Source organism: Marinomonas aquiplantarum (assembly GCF_003314975.1).
In the GTDB taxonomy this organism is placed as follows: Bacteria; Pseudomonadota; Gammaproteobacteria; order Pseudomonadales; family Marinomonadaceae; genus Marinomonas; species Marinomonas aquiplantarum.
Genome location: NZ_QNRF01000005.1, coordinates 42,502 through 57,846, shown reverse-complemented (window position 1 = coordinate 57,846; position 15,345 = coordinate 42,502). Strand labels below are relative to the sequence as shown.

Sequence of the window (15,345 nt, the reverse complement as noted above, 5' to 3'; positions counted from 1 at the left end):
ATAAATCCAAAATATTATTTCTAAAATAATACATTCAAAACAAAAAATCCGCAATGATATTAAAAAAACTTTTAATTAAATCTTACACAAAATTAACCATTTAACAAAAAAATAAAACACAAGCCATTGATTTCAATACATTATTTTAATTAATAATATTAAAAAACCAACTTCACTTCATTTAACATCAATCTATTAAGCTATTAGCTTTAATATTAATCTATTAATTTAATAGCCTTAATAACAAGACCATTAAAATATTAACTTATTAGCTTTAATATTAATCCATCAACACACTAAAATATTAACTTAATAGCCTTAATAATAAGACCATTAATCTATTAATTTATTAGCTTTAACATTAATCTATTCTCTTAAAATCATATTCCTCCCCCACTCCCCCAACGCTTTGCGCATCTGTTCTCTGGAATGGGTGTGCATGTAGCGTTTGTCCAGTCCGTCCCGTTCGTGGTTGAGTAGCATTTCCCCTATTACCCAGTCGATGCCCATGTCTTGCCAGCAGTCGCGGGCGAGTTTGCGTATGTCGTGACTGGTGAACTTAATGCCCACGTCGTCGCTCAGGCTTTGGTACCAGCGTTCTACGGTGCGCTTGGCGATTGGGCTGGTGCCGTTGGCGCTGAATACATAGTCGCTTTGCTTGGGCAAACTGGCGATGAGGTCCATGGCCTGTTGGGTGATGGGCAAGCGGTGTTCGTTGCCGTTTTTGGTGTTCTCGGCGGGCAGGTACCATTCCAACATGTTGGAGGAAAAATGCGACCATTTGGCGAGGCAGGTTTCGCCTATGCGAGTGCCGTGGAGTAATTGGGTCATGAAGAAAACGCGCTTCATGTGAGGCTGTCGGTTTATGGCGGCCACTAGGTTGGGCAAGTCGTGCGGTTTGAGTTTACCGGGCTTGCTGTCTGGCTGGGTGGTGGTAAAACTGCTGAAAGTGATGTGTTTGGTGGGGTTGGTGCTGATCAGGCCAAGTTCGCTGGCGCGGGTAAAGGCGGTTTTTAAGGTGCCCAGCACACCTTTTATGGTAGACAGCGCGTAGTCCTTTTGCATGGGCATGTAGAGCTGTTTGTACAGCAAGGCTTTGTTGATGTCGCTAATGCGGTAGTCATGAAGTACGGCGAGTAAGTGGTTACCAATGTAGCTGGACGCGGTGGCCACGTAGGACTCTGAGTAGGTTTTGTCGGCGTCTATGTGCTGCATGAACCAGAGTAAGACTTCGCCGCCGGTTTGGTAGGTGGCAACGGTGAGGCTGGCTTGCCGATCAGCCAACGCATTGGCACGTATGGCAGGAAGTTCAGCAAAGAGTGTTTTCGCGGTCACCGCTGGCCACTTGGCGAGCTTGGTACGCTGGCGCTTTTTGCCTTTGTAGACCACGTCGTAAAAAGTGCCACCGGTGCGCGCGGCGTTGATGTAAAACTCCACGCGGCGGGTGTCGTATAGGTAGGTTTTGTTGCTCTTTAGGGCGGCTCGGATGGAAGCATCTGTGATGGTTTTGGCAGAGCGTTTGGTCATGCAATGGCCTTGGTGGTTTGCTTGTTCCTTACTAGGCTGATCAGCTCTTTTTCAAGCCGTTTGATAAAGCGTTTGCGCCCTTCTGCTACGTTGTTGGCGAAGGTCTTTTCACTCATGCTTTTGTGTGCTGGGCCAATGCGCAGCTCGGCAGAAAAGACGGGCAAGCTAGCGGCAATGCGCGCGTTGCTTAGCGGTTTGCCTTGTGTGGTTTTGCGTCCTTCGGCCAACACCGCAGCGAATAAGCAAAGCTTTTGCATGCGGGATAAGTCAGCAAACAACCAAGCAAAGCCTTTGTCTTTGGCTGACAGCATGCGGATTTGTCGCATCATGGCGGCGTTGCTTTCCCCACCGCCCTGAAAGCTTGGCACCACGCCCGTTTGTAGAGATTCACAAATGCGCCCTGTGTTGCCCACGCCTGTCCAACCTGCATCAGCTGAGCTGGCGGTCAGGTAGGTAATTTGGTCATTGATGATCCGCCATCCTAGCGCGCCCAGTGTGTTTGGTTTGTCCCGGTCTAGCCAGCGCATGGTTTTTTTGTTCCTATTTAAAACGTGGTTGAGTGGTTTGAAACCTTGTTACTATTTTGGTTAGATTGTTACTTCACATAACGTCAAAGGATGATATTTATGAGATCAGCAACCGAGTCCCGCAAAATGCAATTCCGTCATGAAGCTCAAGCAGAAAAACACTTCCAAATAGAAGCTTTCGGCGATGCAATCGCAAAACGTGAAAACTACAAAGCACACAAAGGCTTAGACGCTATTCACTTCTATTTAGTCCAGAAATTTCACTGGACCCCAGCCACGGCTCGCCACCTTTCTTTCGACGACTTAGAATTTTTGTTGAAAGAAGAGAAACATGGCTGGGAGTTCATATTCGAAGAGGATTAACGGCAACCTATTCCCGAGTATCTTCTTTTTTCCAAAAGCGGCGCTGGGTTCGCCATAGGTAAGCCCTAAGCCGTTGATGCTCTATTTTTTCGATTTCTTCTGCCGTAATCTCTAAATTAGGGTGCTTGATCTTTTCCTTTTCAAGCTCCCTTTCCAATTTTTCCACTTTGTTCATTAAACTTCCCTGCTCCATTCTTGCGTGCATCGCTGCGGCAATTAGATGCATGCGATCTGCCACGCCAAAGCGATTCCATAACCACTTTACAAATCGCTGGCTAGGTGTGTTTTCCCAATGTTTATATTTCTGCTTTTTCATTGCTTAGCTCCTATTTCTCAAACCCCCGAAGGCCGTGGGTAAGCGTTCTTCATAATCTCTGTAATTCGAATGGGGTTAGTGATCTGCTCCCATTCTTGAAACTCAACATCCACTAATTTCCATAACCCTTGATCATTCACTTTGAGGAAGGCGTAGGCTCCCTTAAAAAAGTAAATGTAATTACAGTCACGCGGTGCTTCACGCCAGCTCGCGGTGATTTCAGAGCCATCGTCAAAGTGGTATCGAATGAGGTTTTCTGTGCTCATGTCGTAGCCCTTAACAAGCTTTTCAATTGACCAACCCGCTCACGGCCGATCACTCGGCGTTGCAGTAATTCTTGCTCTGTCAGTTGTTCACCAAAGCTGGGCGCTTCGATGACAACACGTTTGAATCGCTCACCACGCAAACACGCTTTGCACACGTCTTGGTAGATTTTGGTGAAGGCTCGCTTGCCTGCTCCGGTGTCACGTCGACGCAGCTTAGCAAAGCCAACTCGCCGCCCCGCTTCGAAAACGGCACAGTGGCTTGGTTGCCAGTGCGCTAGGTCGTGGGCGTGGTTGGCGGCCTCAAAATACGCGGCGTCTGGGGTTGGGAATTCATCAAACAAATCGTACATGCTTCGCTCCTACCAGTCGGTATCGTGGATATTCGACAAACTGTCGTGAACTTGCTGTTTGGCTGAGTGCGGCGGTGCCGGTCGCCCTGTGGCGAACTTCATGGAATTGCGCATCCACGTTCGCCATGCGGCCACCCAGTCCGCCATGGTTGAGCCCTTGGCTCGGTGATGGTCCAAGAAATTATTGGTCTCGGTTCGCCAGTCGGTGATGATTTGGTTTTCGGTTAGCCAATCGAGCATCCGCTGGTCAACGAGAAATTCATCGGGAACGCCAGAAGCCCGTTTTGATTTTTTGCGTTTGGGCGGAACGACCAAAGAGTTGACTGGTTCTTTGACTGGTTCAAGAAAGTGACTGGTTCTGGGTGCAGCATTTGCACCCCCCCCTGGTGCAGCATTTGCACTAGGGGGTGCAGCATTTGCACTAGGGGGTGCGACATTTGCACTAGGGGGTGCAGCATTTGCACCCCCATTGTTTACTGGCTTGGCGTCAAGATTCAGTACATAAACATTAGATGAATTTCCTTTGGCGCCTTTTCGAATGGTTTTCGTTAGCAAGCCAGACTCTATTAATGAATCAATGTGACTGATCACGGTTCGCTTACCAATTTCACATTGATCTGCGATGTACTGATAACTTGGCCAACACTCACCCTGATCATTTGCATTATCAGCGAGTTTAATAAGCACAAGTTTGCGAAGTGGGTTACCTACCTTGGTTTTCATGGCCTTAACCATTAATTCCATACTCATGGCAGCTAACCTTTCATTTGCTTCATACTGTGTTTGAGCACCGATTCACGAAGCTGCATTAACGCTTCAATGGCTTCAGTGATTTCCCGCTGACATTCCTCTTGCTCGCGCATCGTCATTCGGCCGTCTTCTAACGACTTATAAATCGCCTGAACCACATCGCCATGCTCTTTGCCCGCTTTAAAGGCCGACTCTAAGATGCCCAACACAGGCCCTCGTTCTTCCGCCTGAACACTCAGCTCAATACCCATGGCACGATGAATAGCATGATTGCCGGTAATCAGTTGCAAGGCGACCGACTCGCGCAAAGTGAGCTTGTGGGTTTCTGATTGCGGGTTGGCCTTATTGATCAGAACCTGATGCCCTACCCCCATCAGCGGCGCGATGGCTTTCGCCCCCATCCCAGAGTTATGGACTGTGTCGTATATCGCTTGGTCAATGTGATCCATTGTTTTCTCCTTAATTAGACGTATGCCCTACTTCGGTCGCCATTCCCACGCCTTCGTTATTGAAGACTTCGGTTGGAATGGGAACCCTTGATAACAGCTCAAGAAGTTGATCAAGCATTTCGCCAGTTGCGTTTAATTGACGAGATGCATGGGTTTCACTTAAACCAGCATGACTTAAATGACCAGAGGTTGCCCAAAGCTGCACTCTTAACTTAGAAAGAGACTCCTGCACTTCGCCTAAACTGCACTTATGCTTACTCATTGTTTTCTCCTGAAATAACTAAACGTGCCCTTCACTTGAAGCCACGTATGTAATGTTCTAAATTGAGTATTCCGTTACTACACATGCAAGGAATGCGTATGGATATTGTGCTTCTTAAAAAAATCGGAGATAGCGAACACATCACCAAAAGACTCTCAGGTGTTTCAGGCCCCATACCTCGCTTCTTAGAAGTGATTAATCTTCCAGAAGAAGAGCGGGAACTGGATGCACCAGATGGCTTTATTGTTGCAGCCGTCACCTACGACCTTATAAATAACGAGCTAATCCCTACGGTTCATTGCAATGTCTTTCTTGGTGAGGATTCCATCCCAGACGTGATCGAAGACACGAGGCGTTATGTAGTTAAAAGAAAGTCCTTGAAGAACTAATTCAGTTGCCTCTTTCGTACTCACAAGGTGCTGATAAAAATGCGTGCCTTGTAAGTTTGAATACTCAAGTGACGCTAAAGCGACATCACAAGCCTTTTTAAGCTCACTGATATCGCCAACAACACTGGTGATATCAGGCGCTGGAAGGATTTTTCTGGCTCTACTTTTGTGTTCACTCATTGTTTTCTCCTGATTCATTCAAACGTGGTTTGCTTAAAAATCGAGCAATAAACTAAGTATTAGAGTGATTCATGGTCTTGAAGAAGCTCATCAACACTCACTTTTCCCTCTGTCGCTTCTGATATGCGGCGAATGTATTTAGCAGGAGCACGTTTGTGTAGACGCAACCAATTCCAAACATGGGCTTGCTTAACACCAATTAATCGAGCGACTTTTGTTTGAGTCCCAATAATATTTACAGCTTTTTGTATAGCAGACATATATCCTCCACACCTTTTGGTTGTATTTAATAACAACATATTATTGTTTGTCAAATACATTAAAAGTTGTAAATATGGATTTATGATTAACACGTAAAATGATGCTTGGTTTAAAATGACAATTGCAGAACGAGTAAAACAACAGCGAACACACTTAAAACTTACGCAAGCAGAACTTGCAAAAGTGGTGGGCATTAGCCAACAGTCTCTTCAGAAAATTGAAGATGGGAGAACACACAACCCCAGAAAGCTTTTGGAATTATCAAATGCATTAGAGTGCTCACCAGAATGGCTTCAGTTTGGAATTGTCGCTAACTCTGACGAGTCGTCCAGTAATGTGACATCTGCTCCATTTGGCTTTCCTTCTAAGAAGCTCCCTGTTATAAGCCACGTGCAAGCAGGTTCATGGGGCGAAGCTGTAGACTACAGAGATTTAGGTGATGATATCGAATGGCAAGAATCGCCTAGCTCGGCCAGTGAAAACGCTTTCTGGTTAAAAGTGGTTGGCGATAGCATGACTTCAAGCTCTGGCCAAAGCATCCCCGAAGGTCATTTGATACTAGTCGATCCCAATATTGCAGCTGATAATGGCAGCCTAGTTATAGCTAAGCTAGAAGGGACTGATGAGGTCACTTTCAAAAAACTTGTTATTGATGCTGGCCATAAGTATTTGAAACCACTGAATCCAGAATATCGATCAATTGAAATCAATGGAAACTGCCGCATAGTCGGTGTTGTCACCGAAGCAAAAGTAAAATTTTAATTTTTTTTGTCTCACTAAAGCCCGCATATTAGCGGGCTTTTTTATGCGCTCAGCAATCAAACAAACAATTTTACAACTTTTAGGTGTTGACACAAAACCACTTATGGTTGTAATTTAATCCTATCAATACAACCAAAAGGATAGGAAATTATGTTAATTCTGACTCGACGCATTGGCGAAACCATCATGATTGGCGATGAAATCGAAGTGACGGTTTCTGGCATCAAAAGCAATCTAATCCGCATTCGTACTGCAACCCCCACCCTTCTCACCCAAACTCGCAAAGTTGGGCAAGCCATCAACATTGGCGACAACATCAGCGTGGAAATTCTGAGCGTAAAAGGCATGCAAGTTCGTCTTGGTATCACCGCACCGCGTGATATTGCCGTTCATCGCGAAGAAATTTACCTAAAAATCAAAGCCGAACAATCCGGCGCCATCGCCAGCTTGGCACACTAAAAAATGAGCATGGATGCATCATTAAATCGCTGTTAGCCACACAAGGAGATACCATGAATACTAATCAATATAACTGGCAAGAAGACCTAATAGCAGGCCACGACCAAAACAGTCATCCCATCACCGTTCGACAGCTTATCGAAGCCATTAACGGCTACGAGAGTCTATGCACAATCGCCTCTATGTCTGACAGCATGCGGGATAACCTAGCTCGTGCCGCTGCAGAAAATTATCGAGTGAAACTGCATAACGAGAACCTGCAACGCACCATTAACCAACTTGAGCAGCAACTGAACTCTGCCAATGCTCGCATCAGTCAGCTTCTTAATGAACATGCAGACATTGATAACAGCAAAGCCTTAGCCATCTTGGCTCAATATGCCGACCCAACATACTGGCGCAACCCTTACAACCAACATGGCGAGCTAGACACCCAACAAAGAAGCGTGTTCGCCAAGGGTTACCACGGCTATGAATTAGCCATGTCCGTCATCAAAACAGCGCAACAGGTTGCGTAAAAGGAGGATGATATGAGCTTTGCCGTATTTGGAGTATCAAAAGAACTGGCAGAAAAACAAGCCAAAACACGCCTCGCTAACATTGAAAAAGCGGGAGCCAAAGCAGCAAAAGAAATGGTCTCAAAATGGAAGTTCGACAGACGATTAAGCAAGGTTGATATTGCGGTAAAAATCCTTGCCAATATTGGTGAGATTCCAGAAGAGCCCTATCAAAATGCGTTGAATGAATTGGTCAGCCATTACATGACCAACCTTACGCCAAAGCAGATATCACCGCTTTATGGCGACCCAAAGCGCTGTAATGAATTCAGCGCAATCGCACGTAAATTTGGGGCTAACCAGATTGGCTATAAACAATGCGTTCGTCAGGAAGACCCAAAGCATGCGGGAAAATTCAAAAGCACGTGGATAGACGTTCCACCACGTCTATTAAACTAGGGAGAAGGAACATGAGCTCAAAAACACTATTTTTACTCATGGCTGAATTTGAAGGACGAGCGGCCGTAAAGCTTGAAGAAGCATTGCATTACACTAACTTCAAAACGCTACATGAGGCGAATAAAGCGGCTAATATTGGAGAGCTTCCCATACCAGCCTTTCGAATGAGTAAATCACAGAAGAGCCCCTACATCATTCATCTAGAAGATTTGGCCGAGGCATTGGACAAAGCGCGTGAAGAAGCCAAACAACGCGCCTTACTGCTAAGTGGTAAAGCGCCTATTGCGGCAAAACAAAGCAAAAAACAAAACCTGACGAAAGAAGGCCCTGTAAGACGGGGCCGACGCGTACAACGAGAGGCTATGTCGGCTTAACCAAGCCGGCCTCTCCGAGGCCATTCACAAACTCAAAACCATCATATTTATCAAACTTGTCCAACTTGCCTAAATGAGTATACCGAGAAAGGTTCGCCCAAGACCGATGGCCGGAAATCATACTCACTTGAGGAATGGAGTAACCTAGCTCAAACAAGTGACTAACCCCTTCATGGCGCAGATCATGAAAAGTTAAATCCTCAATATCGGCAAACTTACACGCGCGCTGATAGGCCGTACCAATGGTTCTTTCATGATAGGGAAAAATGCGAGGCTCATTTTCCGCTCTTGGTTGTCGTTTAATGATTTCGAGCGCCCTACCTGGCAAATGCAAAATAACATTATTGCCCTTCTTTTTTCTTGGGTGCTTCATGTCTTTGATTTCGACAGTCCCTTCCTCAAAATCGACATCATTCCACTCCATACGGCAAATCTCACCTAAACGCCTTGTCGAAAAAATAGCGAACAACACAACATCTTCCAATGGTGTGACATGCTTAGTATTGCAGCCACGGCCAGTCTTGGTTCTTCCACTGTAAGAACAAATTGCCTTAACCTCATCCAGAGTTGGTCGTCGTGTGCGCTGAGTCGATCGGTCAATCACTCCCATCTTACCGCCAAGGTCAACAGCATCATCAATTTCTTGCAAATCAATGGGGATAGACCAAGCTACGCGGGCATATTTGGCTAAAACACGAATATAACTCGCATCCTGCATAACCGTTGCCGCGGCCGCACCATCTTCATGATAACGCTTTCGAAAATAGAGCAATAAGTCAGCGGCTTTTATTTCAGACAAAGCCACCTCCCCCAACATCGCTTCTTTACTCATTAAAAGCATGGTGTTGTGTTTGGTTTTACCAAGAGGGTTTGGCGCATTCTCATGCTCAGCCAAATAACGTGACATACCTTCAGCAACGGATAACTGAACGAGTGATTTGCCGCTATCTAACCTACGCTTGATTTCAGATTCACGAACATTAGCCCACAATTCCGCATCACGCTGAGCATTACGACCTTCAAATGCCTCACTTTCACTGAATACAACATTGCCCTGCTTTTTGATCCGAATTTGGGCATAAACTACGTCTGTTCCATCTTTCTTTTTTCTCTTCCTGAAACTAGCCATATCACAATCCTGTAATTTTATGACATAATTGGGAACCATAATTATTTAAGGTATTTTAGAAGGCTTGGTACAGGCGAGTGCTAAAAAAATATTTTTAGCACTTTGTTAGCACCAGACTCCTTAAAACGCCTATTTTTGACCCAAATTGACCATATAAATGCTAAACGAAAACACTGACATTATAGCCTCTAAGCCAGACAATACAAAGGATACAGTGGATAGACGATTCTCCGTCGCACCCATGATGGATTGGACTACGTCTGATTATCGGGTGTTTGCGCGCACCTTGACGAAGAACACTTTGCTTTATACTGAGATGGTGACATCTGGGGCTTTATTAAAAGGCAATAATCCAGAACGTTTTTTACGTTATGACGATTGTGAACACCCTATTGCATTACAATTAGGCGGCTCCAACGCTAAAGATTTAGGTCAATGCGCAGCCATGGCGGAAAAGTTTGGCTACGACGAGGTCAATTTGAACGTGGGTTGTCCGAGTGACCGCGTACAAAACAGTTTGATTGGCGCTTGTTTGATGGCGCATCCTGACAAAGTTAAAGACGCTATGAAGGCAATGCAGGACGCTTGCAACATTCCGGTGACTATTAAGCATCGTATCGGTTTGGATGAACAACAAGATTACAGCGTGGTACGTGATTTTGTGGGCGATGTGGCTACCACCGGAGTAAACACCTTTATTGTGCATGCACGTAATGCCATTTTACAGGGCTTGAGTCCTAAGGAAAATCGAGAGATTCCGCCTCTTAAGTACCATTATGTTCATCAGCTAAAAGAAGATTTTCCAGACCTTGAAATCATCATTAACGGTGGCATTAAAACCATAGAGGAATGCCAAACACATCTGCTAAAAGTAGATGGTGTGATGATTGGCCGTGAGGCATATCACAACCCTTGGTTATTAAGTCAAGTAGACCAAGCCATCTATGGCAATACGCCATTGGTAACAGACAGATATCAAGCATTGGAAGCATTTGTGCCTTATGTTGAGGAACAACTCGCACGAGGGGAACGACTGCTTCATTTAACGCGTCATATTCTTGGCATTTTCCAAGGTGAGCCAGGCGGTAAACAATTCCGTCGCTATCTTTCCGAAAATGGTCATAAAGCCGACGCAAACGTTAATGTATTATTAGAGGCCATTGATTTGGTCAAACATCATCAACACAAAGGATAAGAGCAATGAGCAACAAGTTATCTCAATTAAAAGAGTTCACGACCATTGTAGCCGATACAGGTGACATCACGGCAATCAAAGACTTTTTGCCAGAAGATGCGACCACTAACCCATCTCTAATGCTAAAAGCCGCTCAAATTCCTGAATATGCTCCTTTTCTTGAGCAAGCGGTTGCTTGGGCAAAGACTCAAAGCGATGATAAAGCACAACAAATTCTAGACGCAGGTGACAAGCTTGCAGTGATCGTTGGTACAGAAATCTTAAAATACGTTCCTGGCCGTATTTCTACCGAAGTTGATGCGCGTTTATCTTTTGATAAAGACGCAACGCTTGCTAAAGCTCGTAAGTTGATCGCTCTGTACGAAGAAGCGGGCGTGTCTCGTGACCGTGTATTGATCAAAGCGGCGTCAACTTGGGAAGGCATTAAAGCAGCAGAAGAGCTAGAAAAAGAAGGCATCAACTGTAACCTAACATTGCTTTTCTCTTTCGCTCAAGCACAAGCTTGTGCTGAAGCTGGTGTTTACCTGATTTCACCTTTCGTGGGTCGTATCCTAGATTGGTACAAAAAATCAACTGGCCAGGATTACACTGCAGAAACGGATCCAGGCGTTGTGTCTGTGACAGAAATCTACAACTACTACAAGCAACACGGTTACAAAACCGTTGTGATGGGCGCAAGCTTCCGTAACATCGGCGAAATCGAGCAGCTTGCTGGTTGTGATCGTTTGACCATTAGCCCAGCTTTGCTAGAAGAATTGAAGAAAGACGAAGGCACATTAGAGCGTAAGTTGGTGCCAACCTCTGACGTGAAAGCCGCACCGGCTCCAATCACCGAAGCCGCTTTCCGTTGGGCAATGAACGAAGATGCTATGGCGACTGAGAAGCTATCTGAAGGCATTCGTAATTTTGCCGTTGACCAACGCAAGTTGGAAGACACTTTGGCTTCTATGCTATAAGACGCTTTGTCGTTAAGTAGTCATATTCCAAAAACGCGACCTAGGTCGCGTTTTTTATGCCTGCTTTACAAGCAATACAAGATAAAACCAGCTCGGGTTTAGGTGCGATGACAGAATTTGAAAAAATGATTAACGGCGAACACTACAACAGCTTAGATTTAGACCTTCGTCTCAAGCGAGAAGCCGCTCGCCTTGCCTGTGCTAAATACAACGCACATCCCAGTAAAGGCAATCTCAAACACATTACTCGCCTCTTCGCACAGTCTGAACAAGTAATCATAGAACCCGGCTTTCAATGTGATTATGGTAGCCAAATTTATTTGGGCAAAGGCGTGTACATTAACTTTCAATGCGTACTTCTTGATAGCGCTCCCATCCACATTGGCGACCACGTCTTAATAGGTCCAGCCGCGCATCTGTATACAGTAGATCACCCCCGTGATGCCGCCGCACGCGCCGCTGGAGAATGTTTTGCTCGCCCTATCCATATTGGCAGTCGGGTGTGGATCGGCGGTGGTGCCAAGGTCCTCCCTGGCATTAACATAGGAGATGACGCCATTATTGCCGCCAATGCCGTGGTCACTCGCAATGTTGCACAAGGTGAACGTTATTTTGGCTAATTGGCCGCAATTATGACCAAATTGTCACGCTTTTATTCGATAATGGACGGGGTTCTGAACACTTCATCAAACTAGGTAAGCAATCAGCAATACTAAAGGAAATGGCTTTCCTAGTGCGGTTTCTTTGACTATTTTCTATATACTGATCGAAAATCTTCAGGGGGCCAAATGCAATATTGGATCATGCTTTTTATCAGCTTATTATCGCTTAACGGATACGCTAACGACGTGTCTCGCGATGATCAGCACCTTAATGTCACGCAAGTTGCCGAATTTAACGGCATACCTTGGGGCATTAGCCTGCTTGATGACCAATTTGCCATCATTACCGTCAAACAGGGTGAGGCGTACAAGGTCAACCTAAACAATGGTCAAAAGCAGGCTCTTACTAATCTACCTAAAATCGATAGCCGTGGTCAGGGTGGTTTACTGGATGTGGCCAGATCGCCTAATTACGCACAAGATGGTTGGTTGTACTTTACCTATGCAAAACCAACCGAAGCCGGCTCTGTCACAACCTTAGCAAGAGCTCAGTTAGACAATAACCGTTTGATCAATTGGCAAGACTTATTGGTCAGCCGCTCTGCCAGTGCCACCAGCAAGCACTATGGTGGTCGCATTACCTTTGATGACCAGCAACATGTGTTTTTTAGCATTGGCGATCGTGGTGTTCGAAAAAACGCTCAAGACCTTCGTAATCATGCCGGCAGCATCATTCGCTTAAATCTGGATGGTAAGGTTCCAGCCGATAACCCGTTTGTCTCTCATGCCAACATACGCAATGAGATCTGGAGTTATGGTCATCGCAATCCACAAGGCTTGTTTTATGACAATAACACCCAAACACTATGGTCAAATGAACATGGTCCACGAGGTGGAGATGAAATCAATTTGATCCGCCCTGGCGCCAATTATGGCTGGCCAATTGTCTCTTATGGCAAAGAATACTGGGGACCTGTAAGCGTCGGTGAAGGCACAGAAAAAGACGGCATTAATAGCCCGATTAAGGTGTATATTCCTTCCATCGCGCCCAGTAGTTTAATCAAATATCAAGGACTATTGTTTTCAAATTGGAATGGTGACTTTTTGTCTACCGCTCTCGCCTTGAGGCACTTAAACAAAATTCACGTTGAAAAAGATGGTTCCACCAAGGAAACCCGTTATCTTGAAGACTTGAATGAACGCTTGCGTTCCATCGCTCAAGACACTCAAGGGATTCTGTATTTAGGAACCGACTCTGGAAAACTATTAAGAGTGACCCTTCAGTAAGCAGACATAGTGACTTTTATAGCGAGTTAATCACCACTCTATTTCGCCCTGCATCTTTGGCCTGATACAAACAGGTATCGGCCAAAGAATACAGGCGCTGGAAGGTCTCGGTAGTTTGCTCCGAGGTGACCAAGCCAATGCTAACCGTATAATGTATTGTGTGCCCTTGAAAGACAAACGGGGTGTCATGAACGTATTGGCAAAAAGCCTCAGCCCAAGATTGACTAGTCAGGTGTGGCAGCCAAACACAAAACTCTTCACCGCCTAACCGGTATAAACTGTGATCTGCTTCACTAAAGGATCGCAGCCGCGCCGCAAAATCCACCAGCAAGGCATCACCAACATCGTGACCATAGGTATCATTTACCTCTTTAAAATGATCCAGATCGATCAAAATAAAACCCAAGCCCCCTGAAGAACTGAGCTTACTTTGCAATGCGCTGTTAAATTTTGCATCAATGTTTCTTCGATTCGATAACCCGGTTAAAGGGTCTGTGGAAGCAATTTTTCTAAGTGCCGCCAGTATGCGCTTAATGACTATTTCCGCGCCGTGACTCAAACCCCAAATAAAAGCATAAGCAAGCACTAAATTGATCAGAATACCGCGCATGTAACTTTCGTATTCGCCCTCAAAACGATTAATAATGATGGCTGAAACCATAGCTAAACATATAGCACTGAGCGACACAGCAATGCGCCGACCTAACATCAAGTATGACGCAACAGGAAAGATCAATACCCATACCTGTCGCCCAGAAAATAAAGGGGAAAAAGCGATGGCGGCAATAATGCCACTGAAAAGAAAGGCGACGTAGAAAAGCACCGCCCATTTAAAAAGACGCCAGTGTCTGGGCATAAACCAAACACTCACGGTAAACACGAGTAACACAATTTCCAATATCGCCAGTATGGTCTGACCAACAAACAGATTGAGTACAATCAGAATGGCACTGGCCGTACCAATAACACACAAAAATCCTTTAAGTATGACTTCTCGAAAGTAGTCGTCATTGAACCAAAAATTGATTGAAGTAGGTTTTCGGCTCATATTGGTCGCTCCTCATTACTCCGACCAGCTACTCCCTGCATTGTCTTCTTGCCAACTAGAATCTTCATCACCCCAGCTAGATTCGTCTTCATCACCCCAACTGGATTCGCCTTCATCGCCCCAACTGGATTCGTCTTCAGCGCCCCAACTAGAATCGTCTTCAGCGCCCCAACTAGAATCGTCCTCTTCCCAGCTACCATCAGCATCGTTAAAGCGATCGGATTCCGGCTTTTGAGGAATATTGCCATCATAAATTTCATAAGTACGGTTCTGTAAATACACATCTCGAATAAAACTGTATCGATCTCCAAAGATCATTGATTCAGCATTTAATAATCGCGCTCGGGTTTCCACTACATCCAACGCGAACAAGCCAGTTCTTTCATCAGAATTCAATGACAAATAACTGATACCATCATCATAGGTCATATCAAACACCCTACCCGTTCCATCTCGGACGGTGGATGGACCGAAGAAAGGCAAGACAAGATAAGGCCCCGACGACACGCCCCAATAGGCTAGGGTTTGACCAAAGTCTTCATCGTATTCTTTTAAGCCTAATTCACTGGCAACATCAAAAATACCAAACCAACCGGCCGTACTATTGATGATAAATCGCCAAGTAGACGATGCTGTCTGATCCCATTTACCTTGCAGCAGGTTATTGGTGATGTTACCGATTTCGCCTAAATTGGAGAAAAAATTACTCACGCCTTTTTGCACTGGCGATGGCGTTACCGCTTTATAGCCTTTTGCTAATGGCTTTAGTACCGCACCATCCACCGCATCATTGAAGGAGAACATCGCCCGATTAAACCCTTCCCACGGGTCTTCCTCAGTCGCCGCCCAAACGGATTGAGCCAACATCATGATTAAGCCAAACAACAAGACATTGATACGGTTAAGCATTATTTTTATCCCTGTAAGTGGAAATCTA

Annotated in this window: 23 protein-coding genes; 11 read left to right on the top strand and 12 right to left on the bottom strand. The window is 45.3% G+C overall.

Annotated elements, in window-relative coordinates; translation table 11 throughout:
• Nucleotides 1–366 precede the first annotated feature (366 nt).
• Together DFP76_RS10355 and DFP76_RS10350 are read right to left on the bottom strand one after the other, a co-directional pair.
• The gene (locus DFP76_RS10355) at nt 367–1,527 is read right to left on the bottom strand and encodes a tyrosine-type recombinase/integrase (RefSeq protein ID WP_113874572.1); all 1,161 of its coding nucleotides are present in this window, start codon (nt 1,525–1,527) and stop codon (nt 367–369) included.
• Entirely contained in the window at nt 1,524–2,054 is a 531-nt protein-coding gene (locus tag DFP76_RS10350; RefSeq protein WP_113874571.1) for a hypothetical protein, read from the bottom strand. Before DFP76_RS10350 ends, DFP76_RS10355 begins: the two co-directional genes overlap by 4 nt.
• A gap of 99 nt (nt 2,055–2,153) precedes the next feature.
• Between DFP76_RS10350 and DFP76_RS10345 the strand changes: the two genes are divergently transcribed.
• Nucleotides 2,154–2,417 (top strand): hypothetical protein, encoded by a 264-nt coding sequence (locus DFP76_RS10345; RefSeq protein WP_220150993.1) that lies wholly within the window; start codon nt 2,154–2,156, stop codon nt 2,415–2,417.
• A gap of 7 nt (nt 2,418–2,424) precedes the next feature.
• Here DFP76_RS10345 and DFP76_RS10340 read toward each other — a convergent pair whose 3' ends face one another.
• From DFP76_RS10340 to DFP76_RS10315, 6 genes are read right to left on the bottom strand one after another with little or no spacing between them, the layout of a single operon-like run.
• A complete protein-coding gene (locus tag DFP76_RS10340) occupies nt 2,425–2,733 on the bottom strand; it encodes a hypothetical protein (RefSeq protein WP_113874570.1) in 309 nt (102 codons plus the stop codon).
• 17 nt (nt 2,734–2,750) lie between these two features.
• The gene (locus tag DFP76_RS10335; RefSeq protein ID WP_113874569.1) at nt 2,751–2,999 is read right to left on the bottom strand and encodes a hypothetical protein; all 249 of its coding nucleotides are present in this window, start codon (nt 2,997–2,999) and stop codon (nt 2,751–2,753) included.
• Nucleotides 2,996–3,349, bottom strand: coding sequence for a hypothetical protein (locus DFP76_RS10330; protein ID WP_113874568.1), 354 nt, complete (start codon nt 3,347–3,349; stop codon nt 2,996–2,998). The genes DFP76_RS10335 and DFP76_RS10330 overlap by 4 nt, the downstream gene beginning before the upstream one ends.
• A gap of 9 nt (nt 3,350–3,358) precedes the next feature.
• The gene (locus tag DFP76_RS10325; protein WP_113874567.1) at nt 3,359–4,099 is read right to left on the bottom strand and encodes a helix-turn-helix domain-containing protein; all 741 of its coding nucleotides are present in this window, start codon (nt 4,097–4,099) and stop codon (nt 3,359–3,361) included.
• Nucleotides 4,100–4,104: 5 nt separating this feature from the next.
• Nucleotides 4,105–4,548 (bottom strand): phage regulatory CII family protein, encoded by a 444-nt coding sequence (locus tag DFP76_RS10320; protein WP_113874566.1) that lies wholly within the window; start codon nt 4,546–4,548, stop codon nt 4,105–4,107.
• 10 nt (nt 4,549–4,558) lie between these two features.
• Nucleotides 4,559–4,810 carry a hypothetical protein gene (locus tag DFP76_RS10315; RefSeq protein ID WP_113874565.1) on the bottom strand — a complete coding sequence of 84 codons (252 nt, stop codon included), beginning with the start codon at nt 4,808–4,810 and terminating at the stop codon, nt 4,559–4,561.
• Between the two features lie 98 nt (nt 4,811–4,908).
• Here DFP76_RS10315 and DFP76_RS10310 point away from each other — a divergent pair, with 98 nt between their 5' ends.
• Entirely contained in the window at nt 4,909–5,199 is a 291-nt protein-coding gene (locus DFP76_RS10310) for a hypothetical protein (protein ID WP_113874564.1), read from the top strand.
• Between the two features lie 239 nt (nt 5,200–5,438).
• Here DFP76_RS10310 and DFP76_RS10305 read toward each other — a convergent pair whose 3' ends face one another.
• Entirely contained in the window at nt 5,439–5,639 is a 201-nt protein-coding gene (locus DFP76_RS10305) for a YdaS family helix-turn-helix protein (RefSeq protein WP_113874563.1), read from the bottom strand.
• 115 nt (nt 5,640–5,754) lie between these two features.
• Between DFP76_RS10305 and DFP76_RS10300 the strand changes: the two genes are divergently transcribed.
• The 5 genes from DFP76_RS10300 to DFP76_RS10280 all read left to right on the top strand — a co-directional run bounded on the left by DFP76_RS10300 (nt 5,755) and on the right by DFP76_RS10280 (nt 8,191).
• Entirely contained in the window at nt 5,755–6,402 is a 648-nt protein-coding gene (locus DFP76_RS10300) for a LexA family protein (protein WP_113874562.1), read from the top strand.
• A gap of 150 nt (nt 6,403–6,552) precedes the next feature.
• Complete coding sequence (gene csrA, locus DFP76_RS10295) at nt 6,553–6,861, top strand: carbon storage regulator CsrA (protein ID WP_425451758.1); 309 nt, start codon at nt 6,553–6,555, stop codon at nt 6,859–6,861.
• A 53-nt stretch (nt 6,862–6,914) separates the two neighbouring features.
• On the top strand, nt 6,915–7,379 hold the full coding sequence (locus DFP76_RS10290) for a hypothetical protein (RefSeq protein ID WP_113874561.1): 465 nt from the start codon (nt 6,915–6,917) through the stop codon (nt 7,377–7,379).
• A 12-nt stretch (nt 7,380–7,391) separates the two neighbouring features.
• Nucleotides 7,392–7,817, top strand: a complete 426-nt coding sequence (locus DFP76_RS10285) for a hypothetical protein (protein WP_113874560.1) — start codon at nt 7,392–7,394, stop codon at nt 7,815–7,817.
• Between the two features lie 11 nt (nt 7,818–7,828).
• Nucleotides 7,829–8,191 (top strand): pyocin activator PrtN family protein, encoded by a 363-nt coding sequence (locus DFP76_RS10280; RefSeq protein WP_181799833.1) that lies wholly within the window; start codon nt 7,829–7,831, stop codon nt 8,189–8,191.
• On the opposite strand, the gene DFP76_RS10275 is transcribed toward DFP76_RS10280, so the two are convergent.
• The gene (locus tag DFP76_RS10275; protein WP_181799832.1) at nt 8,178–9,320 is read right to left on the bottom strand and encodes a site-specific integrase; all 1,143 of its coding nucleotides are present in this window, start codon (nt 9,318–9,320) and stop codon (nt 8,178–8,180) included. The genes DFP76_RS10280 and DFP76_RS10275 overlap by 14 nt on opposite strands.
• Nucleotides 9,321–9,477: 157 nt before the next feature.
• On the opposite strand from DFP76_RS10275, the gene dusA reads away from it, so the two are divergent.
• From dusA to DFP76_RS10255, 4 genes are all read left to right on the top strand, one after another.
• Entirely contained in the window at nt 9,478–10,515 is a 1,038-nt protein-coding gene (dusA, locus tag DFP76_RS10270; protein ID WP_181799831.1) for a tRNA dihydrouridine(20/20a) synthase DusA, read from the top strand.
• Between the two features lie 5 nt (nt 10,516–10,520).
• The gene (gene tal, locus DFP76_RS10265; RefSeq protein ID WP_113874557.1) at nt 10,521–11,471 is read left to right on the top strand and encodes a transaldolase; all 951 of its coding nucleotides are present in this window, start codon (nt 10,521–10,523) and stop codon (nt 11,469–11,471) included.
• A gap of 56 nt (nt 11,472–11,527) precedes the next feature.
• On the top strand, nt 11,528–12,091 hold the full coding sequence (locus DFP76_RS10260) for a sugar O-acetyltransferase (protein WP_245931916.1): 564 nt from the start codon (nt 11,528–11,530) through the stop codon (nt 12,089–12,091).
• Nucleotides 12,092–12,259: 168 nt separating this feature from the next.
• Nucleotides 12,260–13,360, top strand: coding sequence for a PQQ-dependent sugar dehydrogenase (locus tag DFP76_RS10255; protein ID WP_113874556.1), 1,101 nt, complete (start codon nt 12,260–12,262; stop codon nt 13,358–13,360).
• Between the two features lie 16 nt (nt 13,361–13,376).
• On the opposite strand, the gene DFP76_RS10250 is transcribed toward DFP76_RS10255, so the two are convergent.
• Both DFP76_RS10250 and DFP76_RS10245 read right to left on the bottom strand, forming a co-directional pair.
• Nucleotides 13,377–14,408 (bottom strand): GGDEF domain-containing protein, encoded by a 1,032-nt coding sequence (locus DFP76_RS10250; protein ID WP_113874555.1) that lies wholly within the window; start codon nt 14,406–14,408, stop codon nt 13,377–13,379.
• Between the two features lie 15 nt (nt 14,409–14,423).
• Complete coding sequence (locus DFP76_RS10245) at nt 14,424–15,317, bottom strand: MlaA family lipoprotein (protein WP_113874554.1); 894 nt, start codon at nt 15,315–15,317, stop codon at nt 14,424–14,426.
• Nucleotides 15,318–15,345 lie beyond the last annotated feature (28 nt).

Bases quoted from the DNA above. Each gene is read 5' to 3' on its own strand.
- DFP76_RS10355 (WP_113874572.1), bottom strand. From the start codon at position 1,527: ATGACCAAACGCTCTGCCAAAACCATCACAGATGCTTCCATCCGAGCC.
- DFP76_RS10350 (WP_113874571.1), bottom strand. From the start codon at position 2,054: ATGCGCTGGCTAGACCGGGACAAACCAAACACACTGGGCGCGCTAGGA.
- DFP76_RS10345 (WP_220150993.1), top strand. From the start codon at position 2,154: ATGAGATCAGCAACCGAGTCCCGCAAAATGCAATTCCGTCATGAAGCT.
- DFP76_RS10340 (WP_113874570.1), bottom strand. From the start codon at position 2,733: ATGAAAAAGCAGAAATATAAACATTGGGAAAACACACCTAGCCAGCGA.
- DFP76_RS10335 (WP_113874569.1), bottom strand. From the start codon at position 2,999: ATGAGCACAGAAAACCTCATTCGATACCACTTTGACGATGGCTCTGAA.
- DFP76_RS10330 (WP_113874568.1), bottom strand. From the start codon at position 3,349: ATGTACGATTTGTTTGATGAATTCCCAACCCCAGACGCCGCGTATTTT.
- DFP76_RS10325 (WP_113874567.1), bottom strand. From the start codon at position 4,099: ATGAGTATGGAATTAATGGTTAAGGCCATGAAAACCAAGGTAGGTAAC.
- DFP76_RS10320 (WP_113874566.1), bottom strand. From the start codon at position 4,548: ATGGATCACATTGACCAAGCGATATACGACACAGTCCATAACTCTGGG.
- DFP76_RS10315 (WP_113874565.1), bottom strand. From the start codon at position 4,810: ATGAGTAAGCATAAGTGCAGTTTAGGCGAAGTGCAGGAGTCTCTTTCT.
- DFP76_RS10310 (WP_113874564.1), top strand. From the start codon at position 4,909: ATGGATATTGTGCTTCTTAAAAAAATCGGAGATAGCGAACACATCACC.
- DFP76_RS10305 (WP_113874563.1), bottom strand. From the start codon at position 5,639: ATGTCTGCTATACAAAAAGCTGTAAATATTATTGGGACTCAAACAAAA.
- DFP76_RS10300 (WP_113874562.1), top strand. From the start codon at position 5,755: ATGACAATTGCAGAACGAGTAAAACAACAGCGAACACACTTAAAACTT.
- csrA (WP_425451758.1), top strand. From the start codon at position 6,553: ATGTTAATTCTGACTCGACGCATTGGCGAAACCATCATGATTGGCGAT.
- DFP76_RS10290 (WP_113874561.1), top strand. From the start codon at position 6,915: ATGAATACTAATCAATATAACTGGCAAGAAGACCTAATAGCAGGCCAC.
- DFP76_RS10285 (WP_113874560.1), top strand. From the start codon at position 7,392: ATGAGCTTTGCCGTATTTGGAGTATCAAAAGAACTGGCAGAAAAACAA.
- DFP76_RS10280 (WP_181799833.1), top strand. From the start codon at position 7,829: ATGAGCTCAAAAACACTATTTTTACTCATGGCTGAATTTGAAGGACGA.
- DFP76_RS10275 (WP_181799832.1), bottom strand. From the start codon at position 9,320: ATGGCTAGTTTCAGGAAGAGAAAAAAGAAAGATGGAACAGACGTAGTT.
- dusA (WP_181799831.1), top strand. From the start codon at position 9,478: ATGCTAAACGAAAACACTGACATTATAGCCTCTAAGCCAGACAATACA.
- tal (WP_113874557.1), top strand. From the start codon at position 10,521: ATGAGCAACAAGTTATCTCAATTAAAAGAGTTCACGACCATTGTAGCC.
- DFP76_RS10260 (WP_245931916.1), top strand. From the start codon at position 11,528: ATGCCTGCTTTACAAGCAATACAAGATAAAACCAGCTCGGGTTTAGGT.
- DFP76_RS10255 (WP_113874556.1), top strand. From the start codon at position 12,260: ATGCAATATTGGATCATGCTTTTTATCAGCTTATTATCGCTTAACGGA.
- DFP76_RS10250 (WP_113874555.1), bottom strand. From the start codon at position 14,408: ATGAGCCGAAAACCTACTTCAATCAATTTTTGGTTCAATGACGACTAC.
- DFP76_RS10245 (WP_113874554.1), bottom strand. From the start codon at position 15,317: ATGCTTAACCGTATCAATGTCTTGTTGTTTGGCTTAATCATGATGTTG.